The organism is Pseudomonas sp. NPDC008258 (genome assembly GCF_042956345.1).
Lineage (GTDB): Bacteria > Pseudomonadota > Gammaproteobacteria > Pseudomonadales > Pseudomonadaceae > Aquipseudomonas.
In genome coordinates this window covers 26074-52967 of record NZ_JBIBGE010000005.1, presented here as the reverse complement: position 1 = coordinate 52967, position 26894 = coordinate 26074, and the positions used below count along the sequence as shown (strand labels likewise).

12 protein-coding genes are annotated in these 26894 nt (G+C 60.2%); 7 read left to right on the top strand and 5 right to left on the bottom strand.

Features of this window, described 5'->3' with window-relative positions:
* The first annotated feature begins 7 nt into the window (after positions 1–7).
* A complete protein-coding gene (locus ACFY9W_RS05370) occupies positions 8–13102 on the top strand; it encodes a non-ribosomal peptide synthase/polyketide synthase (protein WP_391126783.1) in 13095 nt (4364 codons plus the stop codon).
* A gap of 250 nt (positions 13103–13352) precedes the next feature.
* On the opposite strand, the gene ACFY9W_RS05365 is transcribed toward ACFY9W_RS05370, so the two are convergent.
* Both ACFY9W_RS05365 and ACFY9W_RS05360 read right to left on the bottom strand, forming a co-directional pair.
* Positions 13353–15821, bottom strand: coding sequence for a TonB-dependent siderophore receptor (locus ACFY9W_RS05365; protein WP_391126781.1), 2469 nt, complete (start codon positions 15819–15821; stop codon positions 13353–13355).
* Between the two features lie 126 nt (positions 15822–15947).
* Positions 15948–16808 (bottom strand): SUMF1/EgtB/PvdO family nonheme iron enzyme, encoded by an 861-nt coding sequence (locus tag ACFY9W_RS05360; protein ID WP_391126778.1) that lies wholly within the window; start codon positions 16806–16808, stop codon positions 15948–15950.
* Between the two features lie 294 nt (positions 16809–17102).
* On the opposite strand from ACFY9W_RS05360, the gene ACFY9W_RS05355 reads away from it, so the two are divergent.
* Together ACFY9W_RS05355 and ACFY9W_RS05350 are read left to right on the top strand one after the other, a co-directional pair.
* Entirely contained in the window at positions 17103–17264 is a 162-nt protein-coding gene (locus ACFY9W_RS05355; RefSeq protein WP_391126775.1) for a hypothetical protein, read from the top strand.
* Between the two features lie 116 nt (positions 17265–17380).
* Positions 17381–18262, top strand: a complete 882-nt coding sequence (locus ACFY9W_RS05350; protein ID WP_391126771.1) for an EamA family transporter — start codon at positions 17381–17383, stop codon at positions 18260–18262.
* 3 nt (positions 18263–18265) lie between these two features.
* On the opposite strand, the gene ACFY9W_RS05345 is transcribed toward ACFY9W_RS05350, so the two are convergent.
* Both ACFY9W_RS05345 and ACFY9W_RS05340 read right to left on the bottom strand, forming a co-directional pair.
* The gene (locus tag ACFY9W_RS05345) at positions 18266–18724 is read right to left on the bottom strand and encodes a DUF4265 domain-containing protein (protein ID WP_391126768.1); all 459 of its coding nucleotides are present in this window, start codon (positions 18722–18724) and stop codon (positions 18266–18268) included.
* Positions 18725–18737: 13 nt separating this feature from the next.
* The gene (locus ACFY9W_RS05340) at positions 18738–19613 is read right to left on the bottom strand and encodes an EamA family transporter (protein WP_391126765.1); all 876 of its coding nucleotides are present in this window, start codon (positions 19611–19613) and stop codon (positions 18738–18740) included.
* Positions 19614–19862: 249 nt separating this feature from the next.
* Here ACFY9W_RS05340 and aceK point away from each other — a divergent pair, with 249 nt between their 5' ends.
* Entirely contained in the window at positions 19863–21572 is a 1710-nt protein-coding gene (aceK, locus tag ACFY9W_RS05335; protein WP_391126762.1) for a bifunctional isocitrate dehydrogenase kinase/phosphatase, read from the top strand.
* Positions 21573–21701: 129 nt separating this feature from the next.
* Here aceK and ACFY9W_RS05330 read toward each other — a convergent pair whose 3' ends face one another.
* A complete protein-coding gene (locus ACFY9W_RS05330) occupies positions 21702–22562 on the bottom strand; it encodes a DUF6279 family lipoprotein (RefSeq protein ID WP_391126759.1) in 861 nt (286 codons plus the stop codon).
* 147 nt (positions 22563–22709) lie between these two features.
* Between ACFY9W_RS05330 and ACFY9W_RS05325 the strand changes: the two genes are divergently transcribed.
* The 3 genes from ACFY9W_RS05325 (at position 22710) to ACFY9W_RS05315 (ending at position 26852) form a co-directional block, all read left to right on the top strand.
* Positions 22710–23228 carry a sigma-70 family RNA polymerase sigma factor gene (locus ACFY9W_RS05325; protein ID WP_391126756.1) on the top strand — a complete coding sequence of 173 codons (519 nt, stop codon included), beginning with the start codon at positions 22710–22712 and terminating at the stop codon, positions 23226–23228.
* Complete coding sequence (locus ACFY9W_RS05320) at positions 23225–24166, top strand: FecR domain-containing protein (RefSeq protein ID WP_391126753.1); 942 nt, start codon at positions 23225–23227, stop codon at positions 24164–24166. The genes ACFY9W_RS05325 and ACFY9W_RS05320 overlap by 4 nt, the downstream gene beginning before the upstream one ends.
* Positions 24167–24398: 232 nt before the next feature.
* Positions 24399–26852, top strand: coding sequence for a TonB-dependent siderophore receptor (locus ACFY9W_RS05315; protein WP_391126751.1), 2454 nt, complete (start codon positions 24399–24401; stop codon positions 26850–26852).
* The last annotated feature ends 42 nt before the right edge of the window (positions 26853–26894 follow it).

Sequence of the window (26894 nt, the reverse complement as noted above, 5' to 3'; positions counted from 1 at the left end):
TTTTACTGTGCAAGAGCTGCTTGAGTCTGTAAAGCTACTATCCACCAAAGAGCGCCAGGCCTTGGCCGCCTTGCTCAAGCAGCAGGGGGTGAACCTTTATGGAGTCACCCCGATCTTCAAGCGAGAGCCTGGAGGTGCAGTACCGCTTTCCTATGCCCAGCAGCGGCAGTGGTTTCTCTGGCAACTGGACCCCGCCGCGCCTACCTACAACATTCCAGCCGCCTTGCGCCTGCAAGGCTGTCTGGATGTCGAAGCATTGCAGCGCAGTTTCGATGCGCTGATCGCCCGCCACGAAACCCTGCGCACCACCTTCAGTGAGCAAGGGCAGGACACCGTCCAGGTCATCCACCCCAAATACCCGTTGATGCTGCAAGCCCAGGCATTGCAAGGCGCTGATGAGCACGCCGTACTGGAGCAGGTGGAGGCCGAGGCACGGCGGCCGTTCGATCTGCAGCAGGGGCCGCTACTGCGGGTCAAACTGTTGCGCCTGGCACAGGACGAGCATGTGCTGGTGGTGACGATGCACCACATTGTGTCTGATGGCTGGTCGATGCCGTTGATGATCGACGAACTGATGCAGCTATATGCAGGTTACAGCCAAGGCGAAGACGTGCAGTTGCCGGCGCTGCCGGTACAGTATGCCGACTACGCGATCTGGCAGCGCCAGTGGATGGAAGCCGGTGAGCAGGAACGGCAACTGGCGTACTGGAAGGCGCAGCTAGGTGATGATCAACCGGTACTCGAGTTGCCAACCGACCGGCCACGCGCAGCCACCAATAGCCATCGAGGTGCAAGGCACGAGGTGCGGCTTCCGGAGGCGCTGGTGCATTCACTCAAGCAATTGGCCCAGCGCCAGGGCGCGACCCTGTTCATGCTGTTGCTGGCCAGTTTCCAGACCTTGCTGCATCGCTACTCCGGGCAGTCGGACATCCGTGTTGGGGTACCGGTAGCCAACCGTAACCGGGTGGAAACCGAGCGGCTGATCGGCTTTTTCGTCAATACCCAGGTACTGCGCGCCGAGTTCGACCTGCAGATGACCTTCAGCCAACTGCTGGAGCAGGTCAAGCAGCGTGTGCTGGGTGCGCAAAGCCACCAGGATCTGCCTTTCGAGCAACTGGTGGACGCCTTGCAGCCGGAGCGTAGCCTTAGCCATAGCCCGCTGTTCCAGGTGCTGTACAACCACCAGATGCAGGCCAAGGGCAAGCAGCGCAGCGTGCAAGGGCTGCAGGTGGCGGGGTTGAGCTGGGACCATGACACGGCCAAGTTCGACCTTACCCTCGACACCTTCGAATACGAGCACAGCCTTGGCGCCGCCTTGAGCTATGCCACTGACCTGTTTGATGCCGCGACCATCGAGCAAATGGCACAGCACTGGGTAAGCCTGCTTGAGGCCATTGTCCGCCAGCCAGGGCAGCGAGTCGCCGAGTTGCCGCTGATCGGCCAGCAGGTGCAGCAGCAGATCGTGCAGGCCTGGAACCCGGCGCTAACCCATTGCCCGGTAGAGCAGACGCTTCACCAATTGATCGAAGCCCAGGTGGAGGCCGCGCCGGACGCCGTGGCGCTGGTGTTCGGCGAGCAGACCCTGAGCTATGCCGAACTCAACTGCCGGGCCAACCCGTTGGCGCACAGGCTGATCGAACTGGGCGCCGGGCCGGATGTACTGGTCGGCCTGGCCGTGGAGCGCGGCCTGGAAATGGTCATTGGCCTGCTGGCCATTCTCAAGGCCGGTGCTGCCTATGTGCCGCTCGACCCTGAGTATCCGCAAGACCGCCTTGGCTACATGTTCGAGGACAGCGGCATTCGCCTGTTGCTGACCCAGCAGCACCTGCGTAACGGGCTGCCGGTGCCAGCGGGTGTACATACCCTTATGCTCGACGACGAAGCTGGATTGGCCGGCTACAGCGAGGCCAACCCCGCTTGCCAGGTGGGCCCGGATAACCTAGCGTATGTCATCTACACCTCGGGCTCTACTGGCAAGCCCAAGGGTACGCTGCTGCCGCACCGCAACGTGGTGCGCCTGTTTGCCGCCACCCGGCACTGGTTCCACTTCGATGCCAGTGATGTCTGGACCGTGTTCCACTCCTACGCTTTCGATTTCTCGGTGTGGGAGCTGTATGGCGCGTTGCTGTATGGCGGCAAGGCGGTCATCGTGCCCAAGGATGTGGCGCGCTCCAGTGAAGACTTCCATGCACTGCTGGTGCGCGAGCAGGTTACCGTGCTCAACCAGACGCCCTCCGCGTTCAAACCGCTGATCCCGGTTGCCTGCGAGGCAGCCGGGGCGGGTCGGCAACTGGCCCTGCGCTACGTGGTGTTTGGCGGTGAAGCCCTGGAGGTCAGCAGCCTCAAGCCTTGGTTCGAGGCGTTTGGCGACCGCCAGCCGCGCATGATCAACATGTACGGCATTACCGAAACCACCGTGCACGTTACCTACCGGCCTATCACCCTTGATGACCTGCGCAGCGGCGCCAGCAGCCCGATCGGCGAGGTGATTCCCGACCTGTCGTGGTACTTGCTCGACGCCGCCTTGAACCCGATCCTGCCGGGCTGCACGGGGGAAATGCTGATTGGCCAGGCAGGCCTGGCACGCGGCTACCATGGCCGCCCAGGGCTGACTGCCGAGCGCTTCGTTCCGAACCCGTTCGATGACAATGGCGGCCGCCTGTACCGCTCAGGCGACCTTGCGCGTTACCGCAGCGACGGCGTTATCGAGTACATCGGGCGCATCGACCACCAGGTGAAGATTCGCGGTTTCCGTATCGAACTGGGCGAGATCGAGGCGCGCCTGCTCGAACAGCCTGCTGTACGCCAGGTGGCGGTACTGGCGGTGGATGGTGACAGTGGCAAGCAGTTGGTGGGTTATGTGGTGCCTGCCGATACCGGTGTGCTGCAAGGCGCTGAACAGCAGGCACGACTGCGTGACAACCTGCGTGGCGAACTGAAGGCCAGCCTGCCTGAGCATATGGTGCCGGCGCACCTGCTGTTCCTTGAGCAACTGCCACTGACCGGTAACGGCAAGCTCGATCGCAAAGCCTTGCCGGCGCCGGACGCCAGCTTGCTGCAGGGTGAATATGTTGCCCCGCAAAGCGAACTGGAACAGCAGATCGCAGCCATCTGGGCTGACGTACTGAAACTGGAAAAGGTCGGCCTTGCCGATAACTTCTTCGAGCTGGGCGGCGACTCGATCATGTCGCTGCAGGTGGTCAGCCGCGCGCGTCAGCTGGATATTCAGTTCACGCCCAAGGAGCTGTTCCAGCACCAGACTGTGCAAGGCTTGGCGGCGGTTGCCCGGCGTGAGAGCGGTACCGCAATCGACCAGGGGCGGGTAGAGGGCAGCATGCCGCTGACGCCGATCCAGCAGTGGTTCTTCGAGTCAGATATCGTCGCGCGCCATCACTGGAACCAGTCGGTGCTGCTGAGCGGCAACGAGAGACTTGATGAAGGCCATTTGCGAGCGGCATTGCAGTGCGTAATCGAACATCATGATGCCCTGCGCCTGCGCTTCAACCAGGTGGAAGGCGCCTGGCAAGCCGTGTTCGTTGCTTCGCAACAAGAAGTACTGTGGCGCCATACGGTTGCCCATGTCGAGGCACTGGAGCAGGTGGCTGAGCAAGCCCAGCGCAGTTTGAACCTGGAGCATGGCCCTCTGCTACGGGCGGTTCTGGGCGACCTGGCTGATGGTACCCAGCGCTTGCAACTGGTCATTCATCACTTGGTGGTGGACGGTGTTTCGTGGCGTGTGCTGCTCGAGGATTTGCAGCAGGCATACCACGCACTGGCTGCTGGTCGAACGCCGCAGCTGCCGGCCAAGACCAGCGCATTCAAGGTCTGGGCAGAACAACTGCAAAACTATGCAACGGGGTCCGCGTTGCAACAAGAACTGGCGTACTGGCAGGCCCAGTTGGGGGGCGTTGACGATGCATTGCCGTGTGATAACCCGCAAGGTGCCAACCTGGAGCGCCATGCCACCTCTGTGGCAACTTGCCTGGATGAACAATGGACGCACAAGCTACTGCATGACGCCCCTGCAGCCTACCGCACCCAGATCAACGACCTGCTACTGACCGCGCTGGCGCGAGTGATCGGGCGCTGGACGGGTGAGGCGCAGGTACTCGTGCGCCTGGAAGGGCACGGTCGCGAGGACTTGTTCGATGGCATCGATCTGACCCGCACTGTAGGCTGGTTCACCAGCATGTTCCCTGTGAAGCTTAGCCCGCAGGCACAGTGGGCGGACTCGATCAAGACCATCAAGGAACAGCTGCGTGCTGTCCCCAACAAAGGGATTGGTTATGGCGTATTGCGTTACCTGGGAGACGAAGAGGCTCGCCAGGTACTTGCGCAGCTCCCTGCAGGCGAGGTTGTCTTCAACTATCTGGGCCAGTTCGACAGCAGTTTCGATACGGCAACAGGTTTGTTGGTTCCGGCGCAGGAAAGCACCGGCCAGGGCCATGATGACGCTACACCTTTGAGCACTCAGCTAGCCATCAATGGCCAGGTCTTTGCCGGCGAGTTGAAGCTCAACTGGAGCTTTAGTCGTGAACGTTACAAGCCATCTACCGTTCAGCGCCTGGCTGATGCCTTTGCACAAGAACTGAAGGCGTTGATTGAACACTGCTGTCAAGCGCAAAGTCACGGGGTCACCCCGTCGGACTTTCCACTGGCCGGGCTGACCCAGACCCAGTTGGACAACCTGCCTGTAGCCGCTGCACAGATTGCTGATGTCTATCCGCTTTCACCTATGCAACAAGGCATGCTGTTCCACAGCCTGTACGAGGAGGGGAGCGGCAACTACATCAACCAGATGCGGGTTGATGTCGACAACCTTGATACCCAGCGTTTCAAACAGGCATGGCTGGATGTGCTGGCTGCCCATGACATCATGCGGACCGGTTTTGTCTGGATAGATGAGCTGGAGCAGGCGGTGCAAGTGGTGCACAAAACGGTCGAGCCGGCATTCAGCGAGCATGACTGGAGCGCAGAACCGTTCGTGGACCAGTCATTGCAGGCACTGGCTGAGGCTGAGCGTCACCGCGGGTTTGAACTGGCTGATGCACCGTTGGTGCGCCTGGTACTTGTACGAAGCGGCGCAAACCGCCATCACCTGATCTACACCAACCACCATATCCTGATGGATGGCTGGAGCACTTCTCGATTGCTTGGCGAAGTGCTGCAGCGCTATGGCGGGCAGCAGATGGCATCGCAAGGGGCTCATTACCGGGATTACATTGCCTGGCTCAAACGCCAGGACAGCGCGGCTGCCGAAGTCTTCTGGAGGGGGCAACTGGCTGCACTGGAGGAGCCTACCCGTCTGGCCTCTTCCATTGCCCACCGTGGTAATGAGGGCGACAGCGTCTCCGGCCATGCTGAGCAGTATCAACTGTTTGACCTTGAGCAAACCCGGCGCATCGAGGCGTTCGCGCGTGCCAACCGGGTCACCGTGAATACGCTGGTGCAGTCAGCGTGGCTTTTGCTGCTTCAGCGTGTCACCGGCCAGGCAACTGTCTGTTTTGGTGCTACGGTGGCCGGGCGCCCTGCGGATTTACCAGGGGTCGAAGAGCAGATAGGCCTGTTCATCAATACCTTGCCGGTGGTGGGTGCGCCACGCAGTGAACAAAGTGTCGCTCAATGGCTTGAGCAAGTGCAGTCCTGCAATCTGGCGCTTCGCGAATTCGAGCATACGCCGCTGTTTGAGGTGCAACGCTGGGCTGGCCTTGGCGGTGAGGCACTGTTCGACAGCCTGTTGGTGTTTGAAAACTATCCGGTATCACAGGCACTCAAGCAAGCGGCTCCAGGCGGGTTGAACTTCGGCGAGGTGATCAATCGCGAACAGACCAATTACCCTCTGACACTGGCTGTGGTAATGGGCAACAAACTGTCGATCAAGTATGGCTACGACCTTGGATGTTGGTCTGATGAGCACGTGAACAGCATTGCCGGCTACCTCCAGAACCTGCTGCTTGCGATGATCCAGAATGCCGACTCGGCGGTGGGCGACCTGCAGTTGCTGGGTAGTTCCCAGATGCACGTGACGCTCAATGACTGGGGCAGGAGCGCTACCGATTACCCCGCCGGGCAGACTGTCATTCAACAGATTGAGGCCCAGGTTGCGCTTACACCACAAGCGACCGCCGTCATCTTCGCTGAACAGACACTGAGCTACGACGAACTGAATCAGCGCGCCAACCAGCTTGCCTTGCATTTGCGTGAGCGTGGCGTCGGGCCAGAGACTCTGGTTGGCATTGCAATGGAGCGAAGTGCCGAGCTGGTGATCGGCTTGCTGGCCATCTTGAAGGTTGGGGGGGCCTACGTGCCGCTGGACCCTGAGTACCCACAAGATCGCCTGGCGTACATGCTGGACGACAGTGGGGTGACCCTTCTGCTGGTCAATCATCAGATGGCGCACGGTTTCACTGTGCCTGACCACGTCCAATGCCTGCCGGTAGACCTTCTGGCCGCAGCACAGCAGGCTCCAGTGCCGAATCTGCCTTGCCAGGTCTCGCCGCAAAACCTGGCCTATGTGATGTATACCTCGGGGTCTACGGGCAAGCCAAAAGGTGCAGGTATTCATCACCAGGCTTTGTCTGGGCGTTTACGCTGGATGCAGGATACCTATGCGCTGGACCAGGACGATGTGATCTTGCAGAAGACCTCGTTCAGTTTCGATGTGTCTGTGTGGGAGCTGCTTTGGCCATTGACTTGTGGGGCCAAGGTGCTACTTGCGCGTCAAGGGGATCAACGCGACCCCTACCTGCTGATTGACCTGATACGCCAGCATGCCGTGACGACATTGCATTTCATTCCCTCGATGCTGCGAGGTTTCATCGAGGCCGAAGGTGTTGGCGAGTGTCAGTCCCTGAAGCGTTTGTTCAGTGGGGGAGAGGCATTGCCACCCGAGTTGCTGAACCAGGCGTTGCAGTGCTTGCCCCATGTTGCAATCCACAACCGCTATGGCCCAGTCGAGGCGACCATCAATGCCACCCATTCCGGGCGCCTGAGTCAGCGGCAAGGTGATGTGGAAATCGGTCGGGTGCTGCCAGACACTCGCATTCATATTCTCGACACGGGCTTGGGCCCGGTACCTCAAGGTGTTTGTGGTGAGCTGTACATCGGCGGGGCTGCTCTGGCACGTGGCTATTTCCGTAAAGCACAGCTCACTGCTGAACGCTTCATCCCGGACCCGTTCGATCCTGTTGGGGGGCAGCGCCTCTACCGCACCGGCGATCTGGCACGCTTCCGTCCAGATGGCGTGGTGGAGTATGCGGGCCGTATAGACCATCAAGTGAAGGTACGGGGTTTCCGGATTGAACTGGGTGAAATCGAGGCCGGTTTGCAGGCACAGGATGCTGTGCGTACGGCGTTGGTGATTACGCAGCCGGGTGTATCAGGTAATCAGCTGGTCGCGTATTTGATACCGGTCGAAGAGCAGGTGCTGGACAGTGCAGCCTCTCAGGCTGTGCTACGCGAGCAGATACGAAGTGACTTGAAGAATCAACTGCCGGATTACATGATCCCGGCACACATGCTATTCCTCGCTGGCTTCCCCTTGACGCCGAACGGCAAGCTGGATCGCAGGGCTCTTCCGCAGCCCGACGCGAATGTGCTGCAAGGCGAGTACATCGAGCCGAAAACTGAACTTGAACGACAGATAGCAGCGATCTGGGCCAGTGTACTGAAACTTGATCAAGTCGGCCTGCTGGACAACTTCTTCGAGTTGGGTGGTGACTCGATCATTTCCTTGCAAGTGGTAAGCCGAGCACGCCAGGCAGGCATTCACTTCAGCCCGAAAGCGCTATTCGAGCAGCAAACTGTTCAAGGTGTGGCAGCTGTCGCCGAAAGCAAACACCACAACGCTCAGGAGCAGGAGCCGCTAGCAGGCAGCCTGGTGTTGACACCCGCCCAGTGGGCGATTCTGGGCAGCGTTGCGCGGGCACCTGAGGCAGTTTCCCTGGCCAGGCTGGCACCGGCGCAAGCATTGGATACGGGCTATCTCAACGCTGCATTGCATGCGCTCCATGAACGCCATGATGTATTGAGACTGCGCTTTGAAGTCGTTGAGGGTGAGTGGCGAGCAGCATTTGGCGATGTGCCAACCGCTCTGCTCCATACGCGTGAAGTTACCGATAGCTCGGCACTGGAGCAGCTTGCCGAAGAGCTGAAGTGCGATATTGATCCAGCACGTGGCATCTTGATGCGTGCCGCCTTGGGCAGATTGCCAGACGGCAGTCAGCACCTGTTGATTGCCGGTCATCCAGTAGCGATCGATGACAACTCCTGGCACATACTGCTGCAAGACCTGCAGTCCCTTTACGATTGCCTGGCAAACGGGGCGCCTTTGCTGCAGCCTGGCCAGGGAGCATCGTTCAAGGCTTGGGCGCAGCACTTGCAAGCTGATGGCGCACGTGCGCAGGGGCATCGCGATGAATGGCAAGCGCAGTTGCCCGGGACCTGCAAGGTGCTACCTCGTAGGGCGATGGGGGATGCGCGAGCGAGCTTGTCGCAACGCATCCGCATGAAGCTGGATCGACATTGGACGGGCATGCTGCTGGACCAGGCCTTGGCCTCCAGCCATACCCGCATGAGTGAGGTGCTGCTGATTACCTTGGCACGGGTTATTGGCAGCCTCACAGACCAGGCTGACATCGTGTTGAGCCGGCAGGGCAGCCTTCGCGAAGGGGCTGTCTGCAATCTGGACGTGAGCCGTGCAGCAGGTTGTTTCAGCATTTTCCAACCCGTGAAAGTGAGCCCGCACGGCGAGCTGCAAAGTGCTTTCAAAGTCATCAAAGAGCAATTGCGGTCGGTACCCGATGACGCCGTGCTGCATGTGCACGAGGACGGGGAGTGTTCAACGGCATTGGAGCGCTTACTGCAAGGTAACGTGTTGTTTAACCACCGTGACTGGCCGAAGTCGTTCGATCAGGAGTATGGGGTATTTGGCAAGGTATCATTGAACTTTGCCAGGCCAACCCATGATCTGGTGGTGGACAGTGAGGTGGCCGATGGTCAGCTGTTGCTGAACTGGACATTCAACAGTTCGGCCTATGAGCCGTCGCTTGTCCAACAGTTGGCCGAGCAGTACGTCGATGTGTTGAAGGCAATTGTCAGCCACTGCTGTGATTCAGCGCACCTGGCCGTGGTGCCTTCGGACTTCCCTCTGGCCAAGCTGAGCCAGTCGCAATTGGACAGCCTGCCGGTTGACGTGGCGCAGGTCGCAGAAATCTACCCTTTGTCACCGATGCAGCAAGGCATGCTGTTCTACACCTTGCAGGGGGCAGAGGCTGGCTTGTACATCAACCAGACTGCCGTTTCGGTCGAAGGCCTGGATATCGAGCGTTTCGCTGAAGCATGGCGGCAAGTGATTGCACGCCACGACATCCTGCGCACCGGGTTCTGGTCTGCGGCCCAGTTGAAAGAGCCTTTGCAGGTCGTATCACGCCGGGCGACATTGCCTTTGCGAGTACTCGACTGGCGGGCACATGAGGTTAACCGGCAGGCGTTGAAGGCGTTGGCTGAAGAAGATGCGATGAAGGGTTTTGACCTGGGTTGCGCGCCTTTGATGCGAATGACATTGGTGCGTCTTGCCAATGGTCAACTGCACCTTATCTGGACGCGACACCATATTCTTATGGATGGCTGGAGCGATTCCCGGCTGCTGGGTGAAGTGTTGCAAACCTATCATGGGGACGCTGTCGACAGCCCTGTTGCACAGTTCGGCGGTTACATCCGTTGGCTGACCGAACAGCCTCAGGATACCTTGGAGCATTTCTGGAGCGCCAAGCTTCGCTCACTTGAAACCCCCACCTTGCTGGCAGATGCGATAACCCCGCGTCCTCAAGGTAACGAAGAAGGGCATGCTGCGTTGTACTTGCGCTGGGATAGCCAGCAAACCGGTAGATTGCGCGAGCAAGCCCAACGTATGCGGATCACGCCGAATACGTTGATCCAGGGGGCATGGTTGCTGCTGTTGCAGCGTTATACCGGGCAACCCACCGTTTGCTTTGGCGCGACGGTGGCCGGGCGCCCAGCCGGCCTGCAGGGGGCAGACGAAATGCTGGGCTTGTTCATCAACACGTTACCGGTAGTACAAGCCCCAACCGCGACACAGCGGGTAAGTGAATGGTTGCATCAATTGCAGTCTTGCAACCTGGAGTTGCGTGATCATGAACACGCCGCGTTGGCCAATGTGCAGCGTTGGGCCGGGCGACCAGGGCAGCCGTTGTTCGATAGCATCGTGGTGTTCGAGAACTTCCCGGTCGATGAGCGCCTGCAGCAAGGCAACGATGCCACATTGCAGTTCGGCGACGTGAGTGCCCGTGGCGTCACCAACTATGCCATGGACTTGGCCGTGGAACTGGGCGCGACCCTGCAGGTTGAGTTCATGTATTTGCGCAGCCGATTTACCGAAACAGCCACTGAAACATTGCGCGGCAGTTTTGAAAGCCTGCTTGCTGCGATGCTGGAAAATCCTGATGCGATGCTTGGTAGCCTGAACATGCTGACGACGGCTGAGGCCGAGCATGTACGCTTACGCAATCGGCTTGAGGCATCCGCGATTTGCGAACCGCTGCTTTGCGAGCAGATCACCAGGCATGCTGTCGAGCGGCCGGATGCCATGGCTGTCATTTGTGGCGAGCGGCAGTTGACCTATGGCGTGTTGAACGAGCGTGCCAACCAATTGGCACATCACCTGATTTCCTCAGGGGTGCGCCCTGAGAGCTGTGTAGGCATTGCCCTGGAACGTTCGGTGGACGTCATTGTGGCGTTCCTGGCGGTGATGAAGACCGGCGCGGCCTATGTACCACTGGACGTCGATTACCCTCAGGAGCGGTTGCAATGGATTGTAGAAGACGCCGCCATGCACCTGCTGATCACCAGCAGTGGCCTTCGTCAGCGCTTTGCGCAGGTTGAGTGCTGTGTCGAGCTGGACAGGGCGTGTTTCGAGCATTTGCCTGCGGCCGCTCCCGCTGTGCAGATGAGCCGGGACAATCTGGCCTATCTGATCTACACGTCCGGCTCCACGGGTAAGCCCAAGGGGGTAGCGGTCAGTCATGAACAAATTCGCATGCATTGCCAGGCGATTGCCGGGCTGTATGAAATGGACCAGACAACCCGGGAACTCCTGTTCATGTCATTTGCCTTCGATGGGGCACAGGAACGCTGGCTGACCACGCTATCTGTTGGCGGTTGCCTGGTTGTGCGCGACAACCGATTGTGGACTGCGGAGGAAACCTGGCACACGCTGCATCGTCAACGCATCGATGTTGCCTGTTTCCCGCCTGCATACCTGCAGCAACTGGCCGAGTTTGCCGAGAGCCAGCAGCAACCCGCGCCGGCCGTGAGGGTGTATTGTTTTGGTGGGGATGCCGTACCGGATGCCCTGTTTGAGCAGGTCAAGCGCGTACTACGCCCGCAATGGCTCACCAACGGTTACGGCCCCACGGAGACAGTAGTGACTCCGCTATTGTGGAAGGTGCCTGGGCATGAGGCTTGCGAAGCTGTTTATGCGCCAATTGGCGATCGGGTCGGATCGCGTACCTTGCACGTGCTCGATCACGACCTCAACCCGCTCCCGGATGGGGTGGCGGGGGAGCTCTACATCGGTGGGCATGGCGTGGCACGGGGTTATCACCAGCGTGCGGCACTGACCGCCGAGCGTTTTGTTGCGGATCCATTCGGCCGGGGTGGGCGACTTTATCGAACAGGCGATCGGGTGCGACGCCGTGCCAATGGCATCATCGACTTTATAGGGCGCCTGGACAATCAGTTGAAAATCCGTGGTTTCCGTATCGAACCCGGTGAAATCGAAGCACGCTTGCGCAATTTGCCTGGCGTTCGTGACGCTGTCGTCGTGGCGCGTGAAGTGGCTACCGGTAAACAGTTGATTGGCTACGTGGTGACCGGGGGGGCTGATGCCAGCGCGCAGCAGTTGCGTGATGCACTGCGTGGGGACTTGCCGGACTATATGGTGCCCGCGCAACTTGTGCTGTTGCCGACATTACCACTTACACCCAATGGCAAGATCGACCGGCAGGCACTGCCTGCGCCCGAGTTTGTCGGGCAGCGCGAACATGTGGCTGCACGTAACGCGGTTGAACAGGCTTTGGTCGAGATCTGGCAGGAGGTACTTGAGGTGGAGCGTGTGAGCGTCGAAGACAACTTCTTCGAGCTGGGTGGCGACTCGTTGCGGGTACTGAAGATGTTGTCAAACGTACGCGCCCGGCAACTGCCTGTCGAGTTGAAACTACGTGATGTGATTACCCGCCCGACCATTGGCGAATTGTCCGGGTATGCCGCGAATGAGGCAAGCCTGGACCCGCTTCTGCTGCTCAACAGCAGGGTTGCCCATACAACACCGTTGTTTTGCCTGCACGCCGGTTTTGGCACGGTGTTCGATTATGAGCCGCTGGCTCGCCGCCTGGAGGGGCGTTGTACAGTCTATGGCTTGCAATGCCGTATGTTGCTCGATCAAAACTGGGTAGATGATTCGATACAGTCCATGGCTATTGATTACGCTCAATACATACGCCAGAAGCAGCCGTGCGGGCCCTACCACCTGGTCGGCTGGTCGCTGGGTGGCACTCTGGCGATCCTGGTGGCGAGAGAGTTGGAAAACCAGGGGCAACAGGTGGCGTTGTTGGGCTTGATCGACAGCTTCATACCGGTCGACGAGCCTGCTGTACCTGCGCCAGACTGGAGCGATGACCTGCACGCCTTCCTTGGTGTGATGCTGGGAACACCGGCGCAGCAGCATGCCTTGCCATCGGTTGCCGCCGATACCGACAGGGCAGCACTGGAAGTGCTGATCGACGATATGCGCCTGGCATACCCCTCTCAGTCGGTTTACTCCGGCATTAGTAGCGGGGAGTTGGCACAGACTTTCGTGGTGGCCATGAGGCTCAAGTTGCTGTCGCAACAGATGGTTTCGTTGCCTGACACGCGTGTTGCCGCATCGTGCTGGTGGGCGGGGGACCGAGGTGATCGGGTGCGGGTAGCTGGCAGCATGTTGCATGTTGCCGTCGATGCCGGGCACTTCGACATCCCAAAGCACGCCGATGTCCTTGACGGCGTTGTTGCGGGTGTGATGCTCAAAGACACCGTTAACGATTAAGGTTGTCACTCTGTAATGAAGCCCTGTGTTGCGCCCGAGCCGGATCGCATCACAGGGCTTTTTTACGGCTCCAGGTTTTCCCAATGAAGAAAGTCAGCACTGTGTTGGCGCAATGTGGATGACTGGGAGCGGGGTGAGTTGAGGGCGGGAGGGTCGAGCGAATGATTTTGGGCCTTGCAGTACTGCCCAGTGTGGACAGTACTGCAGTGCTGACAGGAGGGTCAGAAGATGGATTCAGCAGGCGTGCCGATCAGAAGTCATAGCGCAGGTTCAGCATGGTGTTGCGAGGCGCACCATAGTGGCCATAGCTACCGGCAAAACCTGCATAGTATTTTTCATCGAACAGGTTGTTGACGTTGACCGTGGCAGACAAGTGATCATCGATCTGGTAGCGCGCCATCAGGCTGGCCACAGCGTAATCGTCCTGGGTAACTTTACCGTTTAGCCGGGTGAAGGTAAGCGATGCATTCGAGTTCCAGTTGACCCCACCGCCAATTGTAAGCTTGCTCCATTCGTTAGGCAGGCGATAGGTGGTCCAGAACCGGAAGGTATCGATGGGCAGTTGAGTATTCATCCGGTTGCCGTCGGCATCTTCGGTTCGCGAATGGCTGTAGCCAGTTTGCACGTTCCAGCCAGGCGCCAGTTCACCAGAGAGCGCCAGGTCGATACCTTTGGTTTCAGCGCCGTCCACCGCTTTCGAGGCCGTGATATCTGGGTTGGTTATGACCGGTACACCGGGAAGTTCCTCTGCAACGTTATCCCGTTGGACCAGGAATACAGCAGCGCTGGTATTCAGCCGGCCATTGAAAAATTCCCCTTTCCAGCCCATCTCGTAGTTTTTGCCGACAACCGGATCCAGTGTCTTGCCACTTTCATCCTGGGCAGTCTGTGGTTTGAAAATGTCGGTATAGCTGACATACACGGATTGTTCCGGGGTCAAGTCATAAACCAGGCCCGCATAAGGTGTAACCACGCCGCGCTCGGTCATATCGTACCGAGTCGGGGCGTTGCCGTTGAGCGGTGTCAGGTTGTAGTGGTAGTTGTAGTTTGTTGCCCGTGCCCCGAGGATCAGATGCAGCTCATCGGTCAGATTAAGGCGAGTAGCCAGGAAATAACCAGTCTGTCGGGTAGAGATCCTGAAGTCCTGGAAGGGATTCAGTTCGTCATCGCCAGGCTTGGCCATCTCGTTGTTCCAGTTGTAGAAATCGATGGTCTTGGTGGACGTGTTGGCTTCATTGTGCTGGTTGAGGTAGTCCAGATAGTTGAAGCCGGTGATCAGTTCATGGGTCTGGCCGAAGAGTTCAAATGGCCCCTGGAGGGTAATGTCCATGCCCTTCTGATATTGTTCGGCAGATGCCTTGGTCGGAATGATCGTGGCAGCACCGGTTGCCTGGTTGATGTACGCCGCGCCGGTACTGGTGCGGTAACGGGCCGAGAAGGTATCGCGATCAACATCCATGTAGTTGGCGGCGACTTTCAATTGCCAGTCGTTGGCCAGTTGTTGTTCGAGGTTGATGGTGTAGTTGGTGGTTTCGATGTCTTCGTAACCCCAGCGCGCGCCAGAGCTGGTAGAGCGGGAAAAATGGGTAGGCTGGCCATTGGTAAACATCAGCGGTACACCCGGCGCGCCAGTGGACTTGTACTTCTGGTGGTCGATGCTGAAGCGTGCCAGGGTCGAGTCAGTCAAATCGGCTTCGATCACCCCATAAACCAGATTCCGTTCCTGGTTGTACCAGTCCATGAACGTATGGTTGTCCTGCCTGGCAGCGACGAAGCGGCCACGGACATTGCCGTTCTGGGTCAGCGGGCCGGAAATGTCTGCTTCAGCACGGTAGAAATCCCATGATCCTACGCCGCCTTGGATGTACGACTTGAACTCGCGTGTCGGGCGCTTGCGAATCAGATTGACCACGCCGCTGGGGTCGCCTGCGCCGGTCATGAGGCCCGTTGCACCCTGGATGATTTCCACTCGGTCGTACAGCGCCATGTCCAGCAAAGTGCTGGGCATGTTGCGCGTCTGGTTCTCTTGGGTGGTAGTCACGCCATCAATCTGATAAGTGTTGATTGCGCTACCGCGAGAATAGATGTTGAAGCGTTCACCGCCATCCTGAGACATGGTGATGCCCGGCGTCTGGTTCAGCACGTCGGTCATGCTCGCCAAGTGCTGGTCGTCCATACGTTGGCGTGTGATGACCGTGATGGTTTGCGGTGTTTCACGCATCGACAGATTCATCTTGGTCGCAGTGCTGGTGATTCCCGTGGTGTAGGAACCGGTGCCTTCGGTAGTGGCGCCAAGGCCAGTGCTATTGACGTTGGTCGCCGAAAGCTCGACCTGGCCATCCTTTGCAGCTGAGCCTCCCGTCACGGTCACGGTGTTTCCGTCGATCTGGTAACGCAGGCCACTGCCACCGAGCAGAATGCGAAGCGACGTGGCGAGGTCATGCCGCCCCTTGAGCGCAGAAGAACGCACCCCACTAATATCCTCGGGGCTATACAGCAACTGGGTATCCGTCTGCTTGGCCAGCGTCTGCAACGCCGAATTCATCGACTGCGCAGGAATATCCAGGGTCCACTCCTGCGCCTGCACCTGCGCCACCAGTGCACCGGACAGGGCCAGGCCCAAGCCAATGCGCGACAGTGCACGCTGGGGGCGAAGGGAGTGACGGATCAGTAACGCTTTGGCAAGCGGGTTGAGCGGGCCGGGCAAGGACTTGGACATCTATTGCGGTCTCGTTGGCAGATGGGTTTTTTTAATGTCAGCTATAGGACGCAGCACCCGTAAAAAACCGGAACGATTCTTATTGGCTGTTTTTTTCAGCGGTACTGCGCCAACCACGTCACAACTTCACAATTCGCGTGCTACGCGAAACCCGAGGAAGTCGCCGCGGGTGGTCTTGAGGCGGTCGTTGCGGTTGGCCGAGCGTGAGAAGATCGGCGGTTCGCCCCAGTCGTTGCCACGCATGTGCGCGCGGATGCATTTGGGGTCCTGGATCCAGGCGCTGCCGTCGCTGGGGGCGCCTTCGTAGCTTTCGTGGTAGCAGTCGGCAACCCATTCGTAGACGTTGCCGTGCATGTCGTACATGCCGAAGGCATTGGCCGGATAGCTGCCCACCGGGGCGGTGTAGGTGTAGCCATCGCGGGGGCCGTAGGTGTTGGCGTGCTTGCTGATTTCGTACTTGCCCGGCTCGTCGAAGGGGAAGGGGAACGGCCCGGTCGAACCGCCACGGGCGGCGTATTCGCGCTCGGCCTCGCTGACCATGCGGTAGGGCTTGCCGGTGGCCTTGGCTAGCCACTGGGTGTAGGCCTGCACTTCGTCGTAGTCCACGCATACCGCCGGTTGGCGGGGGCCTTGCTTGTAGCTGGGCTTGCTGGCCTCGCACCAGCGGCCGGGGCGGTCGTCACCGCTCTTGATGACGGTGCCGGTGGCCTTGATGTAGGCGTCCAGTTCGGCGGCGGTCACCTGGTAGCGGCTCATGGCGAAGGGCTTGGCGAAGGTCACGGTGTGCAGCGGGCCCTCGTCGGGCTGGCGGCCGACTTCGTCGTCGGGGGCGCCCATCACATAGTTGCCGGCCGGCAGCACGACCATTTCCGGGCAGTCCTTGCAGTCCTTGAATACATCACCGGGCTTGGCGGCGTGGGCATAGGCGCTGACCAGCAGCAGGCAAGTGATCTGGGCTGGCCGATGGAGCCAGGTGGATACGTTCATCGATGGTCCTCGAAACGGGAGAATGCGTGCAGCGTTTCGCATTCAGACGAGTCGGGGTGGTGGAAAATTAACCAATGGCAGTGTGGGCGCAATTCTTGCGGCCGGCGCGATCACTGTGGGAGCGGGCAAGCCCGCGAAGCAGGCGACGCGGTTTATGGCACCGGCTGCGCCGGTGTTCGCGGGCTTGCCCGCTCCCACAGGTTCCGCGTTTCTAGAATGACTTAGGCAGTGGTTGCCAGCCATGTGGCACCGGGCTATAGTCCAACCCACTGTTCTCTTCCCGAAGACCTGCTCATGCCAGCCAGCCCTTCCACCACAAGCTTTGCCAGCGCGCCAGTCGCGGGCATGGTCGTGCGTGGCAGCCAGCAGCCGGCCATGATCAGTCACTACCCACCACCTGTCAGTGGCGTTGTAGGCGGCGTAGCTCCGCCTCCTTGCGTGGTCGTGCTGGGCTGATCGGCTTCAGGCCGCATCCCCTCGCACACGCAACCTACTGAACACGGTCGGCTACTTCCCTCGCTGAAGCGCACGCCGTCCGTTTGGCTTATCTGCCTATTATCAGGTGGCAATACATGTCTGTTTTCAACAAAGCATCCGTGGCCTCGGCGGCCACTACCAGCCTGTTCGTCCTGCTGTGGAGCAGCGGGGCGATTGTCTCCAAGCTGGGCCTGGCGCATGCCAGCCCGTTCGCCTTCCTGCTGTTGCGCTCGGCGTTGGCCCTGACCGGCCTGCTGCTGATCGGCCCGTTGCTGGGGCTGCGCTGGCCGCGCAGCCGTGGGGCCATCCTGCGTGCCCTGGGCACCGGGTGTGTGCTGCTGGGCGCCTACCAGATCTTCTACTTGCTGGCGCTCAACACCCATGTCACCCCTGGCGTCATGGCCACGGTGATGGGGGTTCAACCCATCCTGACCGTGGTGCTGATGGAGCGGCAGCGCTCCTGGAGCCGTCTGTTCGGCCTGGGGCTGGGGTTGGGTGGGTTGATCATGGTGGTGTATCAGGGCATCAACCTGGGCGGGGTCTCGTTGGCGGGGATGCTGTTTGCCTTGCTGGCGCTGGCCAGCATGACGTTGGGTTCGATCCTGCAGAAGCGCATCACCGACAACCCCATGGGCACGCTGCCGCTCCAGTACCTGGCAGGCTTTGCAATGTGCGCGCTGTTCGCGCCTTTGCAACCGCTGCAGGTCGAGTGGACGGGCGGCTTCGTCGGGGCGCTGCTGTGGATGGGCCTGGTGGTCTCGCTGCTGGCAACGCTGCTGCTGTATCGGCTGATCGCCAAGGGCAATCTGGTCAATGTCACCAGCCTGTTCTACCTGGTGCCGGCAGTGACCGCAGTGATGGACTTGCTGATCTTCGGTAACCGCCTGGCACCGCTCAGCCTGCTGGGCATGGGGCTGATCGTGGTGGGCTTGTTGTTCGTGTTCCGCAAGCCTGCTGCGCGCCTGGCCGAGGCGTAGGCCCTAGCGGAACTCTTCGGGGATGGTGTGGCGCAGTACGCCTTCCTCGAAGTCCAGCAGGCCGGCCTCGCGCTGGGTGAGCAGGTAGTAGAGCAGGGTATCGAGCGAGCGCTGCGACGTTACTTCGACTGCCAGCATCTTCACCGCCTGCTCGGTTTCGCAGTTACAGCCGAAGTCCTGCAAGGCTGCGCGTACCTGGTCCAGGGTTTCCGGTGGTTTGACCACCACCCGGAACACCGAGCTGGCGCTGCTGTGGCGCAGTTCGGCGAACCAGGTCTCGCCGGCTTCTTCACGGGTGCCGATCACGTCGCCCGGCGCGATGCCGTAGACGTGGAAGGGAATGTTGTCGACGGCATAGCCGCCTTCCACAGCCTTGGCCCACAGGCCCTCGACCGAGGCCGGTGGGTAGCCGGTCTCGTCCTGTTCCAGGCGGAACAGGACTTTCTTGTACGCGTTGCTCATCGTGTACCCCGCTTCAGCTGCGCGCCGGGCGCAGCACCAGCCACAGTGCCACGCCAATCAGCAAGCCGCCGTACAGGTGTGCCATCGACAGCGGCTCGTCCAGCAACCACGCCCCCCACAATACGCCGAATACCGGGATCAGGAAGGTTACGGTGCTGGCCTTGACCGGGCCGATTTCTTCCAGCAGGCGGAAGTACAGGATGTAGGCGAACGCCGTGCACAGCAGGCCCAGGCCCAGCAAAGACAACCACACCTGCCAGCCACCCCAGCTGGCGGGCGGCTGGCTGATTGCGCTCCAGGCGAACAGCGGGCTCAGCAACAGCGTGGCACCAAGCATGCTGCCCAGCGCCGACAGGCGGCTGTCCAGGCCACTGATCCAGCGACGGGCAAGAAAGCCCGCAAAGCCGTAACAGGTGGTGGCCGCCAGGCAGGCGAGGGCGCCTTGCAGCAAGGCCATGTCCAGCGCTACCGGGCCAGCGCCGCTGAGGATGCCGACGCCAAACAGGCCCAGGAAGATGCCGCACAGCTTGGGCAGGGTCATGGGCTCACGGAAGAACAGCATGCCGATCAGCACGCCCATCAATGGCGTGGTGGCGTTGAAGATGGCCGAGTAGCCGGCAGGTAATACCTGGGCGGCGACGGAATAGAAGGTGGCGGGGATACCGGAGTTGATCATGCCCAGTATCAGGCAGGCGCCGAGCTTGCCCTGGAAATCCCAGCGCACGCGGGCGGCGGCGAGGATGGCGACCAGGCCCAGGCAGGCGATGGAGACGCGGAAAAAGGCGGTCGGTACCGTGCCCAGCTCGGGGGCGATGATGCGCATGAACAGGAAGCTCGCCCCCCAGACGGCGGCGAGGGTCAGCAGGCGGGCTAGGGCGATGGGGCTCACAACGGTCTCCGGATACAGGGCAGGGCGCGAGTGTACGTTACTGGGGCGGGGTGGTTCTTGTGCTTTCTTGCGGTGTAATCCTGCACTGGCCTCTTCGCGGGCGCGCCCGCTCCCACAGGTTTTCTGCAATGCTTGGCCCTGCAGTACTCCTGTGGGAGCGGGCGTGCCCGCGAAGAGGCCGGTACAGGCACCGTAGTTCGAACAAGCCGACTAAGCTCTGTATCTCAACCCTGCACCGAGGCGCCCCGCATGACCCAGCACTGGCCTGCCGGCGAGATCGCCCGGATGATCCTCGATGGCTTCGACGACTACCGCGAGCATTTTCGCCGCATCACCCTCGGCGCCCGCGAACGCTTCGAACAGGCGCGTTGGCAGGATTGCCAGCGCGCAGCCGCCGCGCGCATAAACCTCTACGAAAAGAAGGTAGGCGAGGTGAACGGCTGGTTGCGTGATGCGTTCGATGACGAGGTGCTGCTGGAGGTCGGCCAGTGGCCTCTGGTGAAAAGTGCCTACATAGGCCTGATCGACCCACGGCTGGACGATGAACTGTCGGAAACCTGGTACAACTCGTTGTTCTGCAGCCTGTTCAGCCATGACCAGATCAGCGACGGCTGCATGTTCATCCACACCACCCGGCCATCGATTCGCAGCCACCAGCGCGCTGCGCAAACCAGCACCTATCGCCCCGATGGCAACCTCAAGGGCCTGCTACGGGCGATCTTCGCAGACTACGCGTTCGCCTATGGCGACCTTGAAAGTGATGTGTCACGGCTTGAGGAACAACTGCGTGACAGCCTGCCGGACTGGGTGTGCAAGGACCCGACGCTGGCGGTGGAGCTGTTTTCGCCGGTGCTGTACCGCAACAAGGGCGCCTACCTGGTCGGCCGGCTGTACAACAGCGATGAGCAGTGGCCGCTGGTGATCCCGCTGCTGCACCGTGAAGGGCATGGCATAGAGGCCGATGCGCTGATTACCGACGAGGCCGAGGTATCGATCATCTTCTCCTTCACCCGCTCGTACTTCATGGTCGATGTGCCGGTGCCGGCGGAGTTCGTCAACTTCCTCAAGCGTATCTTGCCGGGCAAGCACATTGCCGAGTTGTATACCTCCATTGGCTTCTACAAGCATGGCAAATCGGAGTTTTACCGGGCGTTGATCAACCACCTGGCGGGCAGCGACGACCGCTTTGTCATGGCGCCGGGTGTGCGTGGCATGGTCATGAGCGTGTTCACCCTGCCGGGCTTCAACACGGTATTCAAAATCATCAAGGACCGGTTCTCGCCCTCGAAAACCGTCGACCGCGCCACGGTGATCGACAAGTATCGGCTGGTGAAAAGCGTCGACCGGGTGGGGCGCCTGGCCGATACCCAGGAGTTTGCCGATTTTCGCTTCCCGCGGGACAAGTTCGAGCCGGAGTGCCTGGCCGAGCTGCTGGAGGTGGCGCCGTCGACCGTGGCGCTGGAGGGGGACACGGTGCTCATCCGCCACTGCTGGACCGAGCGGCGCATGACGCCGCTGAACCTTTACCTGGAGCACGCCAGCGAAGGCCAGGTGCAAGAGGCGCTGGAAGACTATGGCCTGGCCATCAAGCAGTTGGCTGCGGCGAACATTTTCCCGGGTGACATGCTGCTGAAAAACTTTGGCGTCACCCGCCATGGCCGGGTGGTGTTCTATGACTATGACGAAATCAGCTTCCTGACCGAGGTGAACTTCCGCCATATCCCGCCGCCGCGTTACCCGGAAGACGAGATGTCGGGTGAGCCGTGGTACTCGATCGGCCCGCATGACGTGTTCCCCGAAGAGTTTCCACCGTTTCTGTTTGCCGATATCGGCCAGCGGCGGTTGTTCAGCCGCTTGCATGGGGAGTTGTATGACGCGGATTACTGGAAGGGGCTGCAGGCGGCTATTCGGGAGGGGAAGGTGATTGATGTGTTTCCGTATCGGCGCAAGGCCCGGTGAATGTTTGGCCTGTCCGGGCCCTATCGCCGGCAAGCCAGCTCCCACAGGATCACCACAGGCTCAGGCATTGTGGGTTACCTGTGGGAGCTGGCTTGCCGGCGATAGGGCCCGGACAGGCAACCAGAGACTTCAGCCTTTTAGGCATTTCAATTCACTGAAGTCGGTGCGTACCTTACTCAACTTGTCTTGTAAAAACCGCCGCTGCTGCGGCGTACTCTGCTGCACCAGATCCACCAGTAAACTCCGCGCCTGCCGCTCGGTATTCTGAAACGCTGAGCGGTACTCAGGCGTCCACAAGCTCTCCTTGCGCTGTAACAGCGTGGCCAGGCGCGGCTCGAAGCTGGCATCGTTGCGCTGGTTCATCGCCAGTAACAATTGCTGCTGCCAGTGGGCACGGTTGGCAATCCATTCGCGGTTCTGGTCGCCCAGCGCCTGCGACCAGGCTTGTACCCGCTGTTTCTGCACGGGCGTAAGCTCGCCCAGCCAAGGCGTCAGGCGTTTCTCCATGCGCTCGGTTCGGCGGGCGATCTGTTTGGCCAGCGGCGTATCCACATACTTCTTCTGCCGTTCGCTGATGTCGTCGCGGAAGGCAGCGCGCATCTCCGCTACCTGGGTGTCGCTCATGCCGCGCAACAGCTCGGTGGCCGATGGGGTAATTTCCTCGGCTACCCGGCCAATCGCCTCGCGGGCTTCACGGGTACGTTGCTGCAAGGCCTGGTCGGTCACCTGGTCGTCGGCGACCATGCCGCGTACCCGGTCCAGCCAGTCGAGGTAGCCGGGCAGCTGGGTCTTGCAGTGCCAGGCCAGGTGCTCGCGCAGGCGGTCGTCGAGCAGGGTTTTCTGCTCGCGGTTCATGTCCAGGTAGTCGCCGAGCGACCACGGCACCAGGCGGTCGAGGTTGCGGTAGGCCAGGTCGATGCGGCTGCAAGCGGCCAGTGCCACAGCGAAGCCGATGGCGATAAGCAGGGCTTTGGGCAGGCGTACAGGCATGTGCTGTTCCTTGCAACGGTGGCCAATCGGTAGAGGTAAGGGTAGCCGCAGGGTTCCATCGCATCGCTGCAATCGCGGTTTCCTTCCATCGGCAATATCACTATTATTGCGACTAATTCTTATCCGCATCGTTACAAGGATGGTTGCGTGTACAAGGTCCCGCCTGCGCCGCACGATGACATGCACTGCCTGTACCGCGACCACAGCGGCTGGCTGCAAGGCTGGCTGCGCCGGCGCCTGGGTGACCGGGAGCGGGCGGCGGACCTGACCCAGGACACCTTTGTGCGCCTGATCGCCAGCACGGTGGCCCACCCGTTGCGCGAGCCGCGCAATTTTCTGGCGACGGTGGCCAAGCGGGTAATGGTTGATCACCTGCGTCGACGGTCGCTGGAGCAGGCTTATCTGGAAGCGATGGCCCTGGAGCCGGAACTGGTGGAGGCGTCCCCGGAGCACCGGGTAGTGCTGCTGGAAACACTGTTGCAGCTTGATGCCATGCTCGACGGCCTGAACCACAAGGTGCGCCAGGCGCTGTTTCTTTCCCACCTCGAGGGCTTGAGCTACGCCGAAATCGGCGAGCGCCTGGGCGTGTCTGTCAGTTCGGTGACCAAATACATCGCCAAGGCCACCGAGCAATGCCTGCTGTTCGCACTGGATGCCGAGCTGTGAGCCCGGCGCAGCAACGCCAGGCACTGCGTGATGCGGCGCAGTGGCATGCCCGCTTGAATGCGGGAGCGGACTACCCGGCGCTGTATCAGCGCTGGCAGGCCTGGCATCAAGGCGACCCGGTGCACCAGTGGGCCTGGCAGCGACTGGAGGCGTTTCACGCCGAGCTGCGCAGCGTACCGGCGACCGTGGCAAAGCGGACGTTGGCGGTGGAGCCGCCGCTGGCGGGCAGGCGCACTGTGCTCAAGGGGCTGGTGCTGGGCCTTGGTGTATCCGGCCTGGCGTGGACTGGCTACCGGCAGACGCCGCTTTGGCTGGCCGATGTGCGTACTGCTACGGGTGAGCGGCGCCAGCTGCGGTTGGAGGATGGCACCCAGCTCACGCTGAACACGGCCAGTGCCGTGGACATTCGCTATGACCACCAGCAGCGCCTGATCATCCTGCGTGCGGGCGAGATCATGGTGACCACGGCCAAGGATGCACGGCCACTGAGTGTGCGCAGCCAGCAGGGCGAGATGCGAGCGTTGGGCACGCGCTTTGTTGTTCGCCAACTGGACGGGCAGACCGAACTCGACGTACTTGAACACGCCGTTGCTGTGCGCAACCGGCCAGAGGCCGAGCCGTTGCGGGTGGAGGCGGGTATGAGCCTGCGCTTTGGTTCAGGGCCGCTGCCCGCGCCACAGGTGCTCGACCCCAACCGCGCCGAATGGGTCAATGGCCGGCTGGTGATCGATAACTGGCCGCTGAGCCGGGTGCTGGATGAGTTGCAGCGCTATCGCCCAGGCTTTATCGAGTGTTCGAAGGAGGTTGCGCACTTGCGCATTTCTGGGGCCTTCCCGCTGGACGATACGGGGCGTGCGCTGGAGGCGATTGCCCAGGCGCTGCCGGTGCGCATCGAGACCCGTACGCGGTTTTGGGTAAGGGTGCGGCCTTTGGCCTGAAATTGGGGCTGCGTCGCAGCCCTTCGCGGGCTTGCCCGCTCCCACAGGGGTTGTGCTTGCCCCGGGACTGGCGCAGGACCTGTGGGAGCGGGCAAGCCCGCGAAGGGGCGCAAAGCGCCCCAAATGGCGGCAGATGATTTTTTAAAAATATTTCTCGTTTGCATTGTCGGTTTTCCAGTTTCACACGACCCCTCCTGCAAACCGCCAACACAGGCCTTTGAAGGAGCCCACCATGCATCGCCGCGTTACCCCCCACAGCTACCCCATAAAACCCCTCGTTGTTGCCATGTTCAGTGCTGCCTTGCTGGTGCAAGCCGGTGTGATTGTCCCCCTGAGTACTGTCGGGCAGGCCAGCGCAGCAGAGGCCACACGCAGCTACACCATCGCCGCAGGGCCACTGGGTGCAGTGCTCAGCCGCTTTGCCAGCGATGCCGGGGTGGTGTTGTCGTTCGAGGCCGAATTGACCCAAGGCAAGCAAAGCCAGGGGTTGCAGGGGACGTACAGTGTCGAGCAAGGTTTCGCACGGTTGCTGGCGGGGAGTGAGTTGCAGGTGATGGCTGCGAGCAATGGCAACTACGTGCTGCTGCCTCGCTCGAAGGATGGCGCGCTTGAACTGGGTGCTACCAGCATCAATGCATCGGGTTTGGGGGCTACCACGGAAGGCACTGGGTCTTATACGACCGGGTCGACCAGTACGGCGACGAAGATGAATTTGTCGATTCGTGAGACGCCGCAGACGATCACCGTGATCACGCGACAGCGCATGGATGACCAGCACCTGGCAAGCATGACTGATGTGCTCAACCAGACGCCGGGTATCACCATGTCCCAGGACGGCGGCGAGCGTTTCAACATCTACTCCCGTGGCAGTGCGATCAACACCTATCAGATTGATGGCGTAACCACCACGCAGGAGAACCAGACGCGCAATATGCCCAGCACCTTGTTGGACATGGCCCTTTATGATCGGGTCGAAATCATTCGCGGCGCTACCGGCCTGATGACCGGCGCTGGCGATCCGAGTGGTGTTGTCAACCTGATCCGCAAGCGACCGACCCGTGAGTTCAAGTCTCACATTCAGGCAGGTGTTGGCTCCTGGGATTACTACCGCGCCGAGGCGGATGTTTCAGGGCCGCTGACAGACAGCGGTAATGTGCGTGGCCGATTCGTTGCGGTAAAACAGGACAACGATACGTTCATGGACTGGTACAGCCAAAAGCGTGATCTGGTCTATGGCGTGGTTGAGGCAGACCTGAGCGACACCACCGTTGGACGCTTCAGCATTGACCGCCAGAAGTATAGGGCCGATGGGGGACCGGGCGTTCCCATGCTGTTCAGTAACGGCCAGCCTACTGATTTTTCTCGCTCAAAAAGCTCCGGCGCACGCTGGATGTACGATGAAATAGAGACCACCAATTATACCTTCGGTCTTGAGCAAGAACTGGCCAACGACTGGCAGTTCAAGATCGCTGGCAACTACATGGATGTGGATCGCGATACTGATTCCGCCTATTTGCGTACGACAACAAACGTTGCCTATATCAACCAGGCAACCGGTGCAGTACCGATCATCCCGGCCAGGGCCAAGGCCACTCAGACCCAGAAAGGTGTCGATGTCACGCTTCAAGGTCCATTTGAGCTGCTGGGGCAGCGCCATGAACTGATCATGGGTTACAACTTCCAGGATTACGAAAACCAGCACGACGAATCCGACGCGCCTTCTACGACGATTGACTATTACAACTGGAACAACCAGATGGCGAGGCCAGCTGACGACAGTTACGTGCCCTTTCTGGACTACAACGTTGCTACGCGTCAGAGCGGGTACTATCTGGCAGGCAGGTTCAACGTCACTGACGACTTGCACTTCATTCTTGGTGCCCGTGTTTCCAAGTACAACTACGATTATTCGCTGAATGTGCTGACCAGCACCACCCGGACCCTGCCAACCAAGATCCGCGAGAATGGCGTTGTTACCCCTTATGCCGGCATCGTCTACGACCTGACGGCTGAGCAGTCTGTCTATGCCAGTTATACCGACATCTTCAAGCCACAATCCTCGGAAGATGTTTCCGGGCAGACGCTCGAACCTGTAGTTGGCAAAAACTACGAACTGGGCTGGAAAGGAGAATTTTATGAGGGCCGCTTGAATGCCAATGCGGCCGTCTACTTCATCCAGCGTGATAACTTCGCAGTCGAAGATGGCACCAACGAGACACCCAAACATACCCAGGCCTACCGGGCCATTGATGGTGCAGAAACCAAGGGGATTGACCTTGAACTGTCTGGTGAGGTGCTGCCGGGTTGGAACATCCAGACAGGCTACAGCCATTCACGCACGGAAGATTCCGATGGCAACCGTCAGAATACTCAGCTTCCTATGGACACCTTCCGGCTGTGGACGACTTACCGCTTTCAGGGTGACTGGAACAAGCTGACCATTGGCGGTGGTGCAAACTGGAACTCGAGTTCGTCCCTGTCTTATGTACGCTTGAACACGCGCGTGACGCAAGACGACTACACCGTTGCCAGCCTGATGGCCCGCTATCAGATCAATGACAACTTGTCGGCTACGGTCAACGTGAACAACCTGTTTGATGAGAAGTACTACGCAGGTATGGCCGGTAGCTACGCCCACTACGGAGCCCCACGTAACACCATGCTTAACCTGCGCTACGATTTCTGATCCAGCGCCCCAGAGCGTCAAGCAAAGCGGGGCAACCGTCCG

What these genes read in the sequence shown, in the direction of transcription:
- ACFY9W_RS05365 (WP_391126781.1), bottom strand. Translation starts at nt 15,821, where the DNA reads ATGTCCAAGTCCTTGCCCGGCCCGCTCAACCCGCTTGCCAAAGCGTTA.
- ACFY9W_RS05360 (WP_391126778.1), bottom strand. Translation starts at nt 16,808, where the DNA reads ATGAACGTATCCACCTGGCTCCATCGGCCAGCCCAGATCACTTGCCTG.
- ACFY9W_RS05355 (WP_391126775.1), top strand. Translation starts at nt 17,103, where the DNA reads ATGCCAGCCAGCCCTTCCACCACAAGCTTTGCCAGCGCGCCAGTCGCG.
- ACFY9W_RS05350 (WP_391126771.1), top strand. Translation starts at nt 17,381, where the DNA reads ATGTCTGTTTTCAACAAAGCATCCGTGGCCTCGGCGGCCACTACCAGC.
- ACFY9W_RS05345 (WP_391126768.1), bottom strand. Translation starts at nt 18,724, where the DNA reads ATGAGCAACGCGTACAAGAAAGTCCTGTTCCGCCTGGAACAGGACGAG.
- aceK (WP_391126762.1), top strand. Translation starts at nt 19,863, where the DNA reads ATGACCCAGCACTGGCCTGCCGGCGAGATCGCCCGGATGATCCTCGAT.
- ACFY9W_RS05330 (WP_391126759.1), bottom strand. Translation starts at nt 22,562, where the DNA reads ATGCCTGTACGCCTGCCCAAAGCCCTGCTTATCGCCATCGGCTTCGCT.
- ACFY9W_RS05315 (WP_391126751.1), top strand. Translation starts at nt 24,399, where the DNA reads ATGCATCGCCGCGTTACCCCCCACAGCTACCCCATAAAACCCCTCGTT.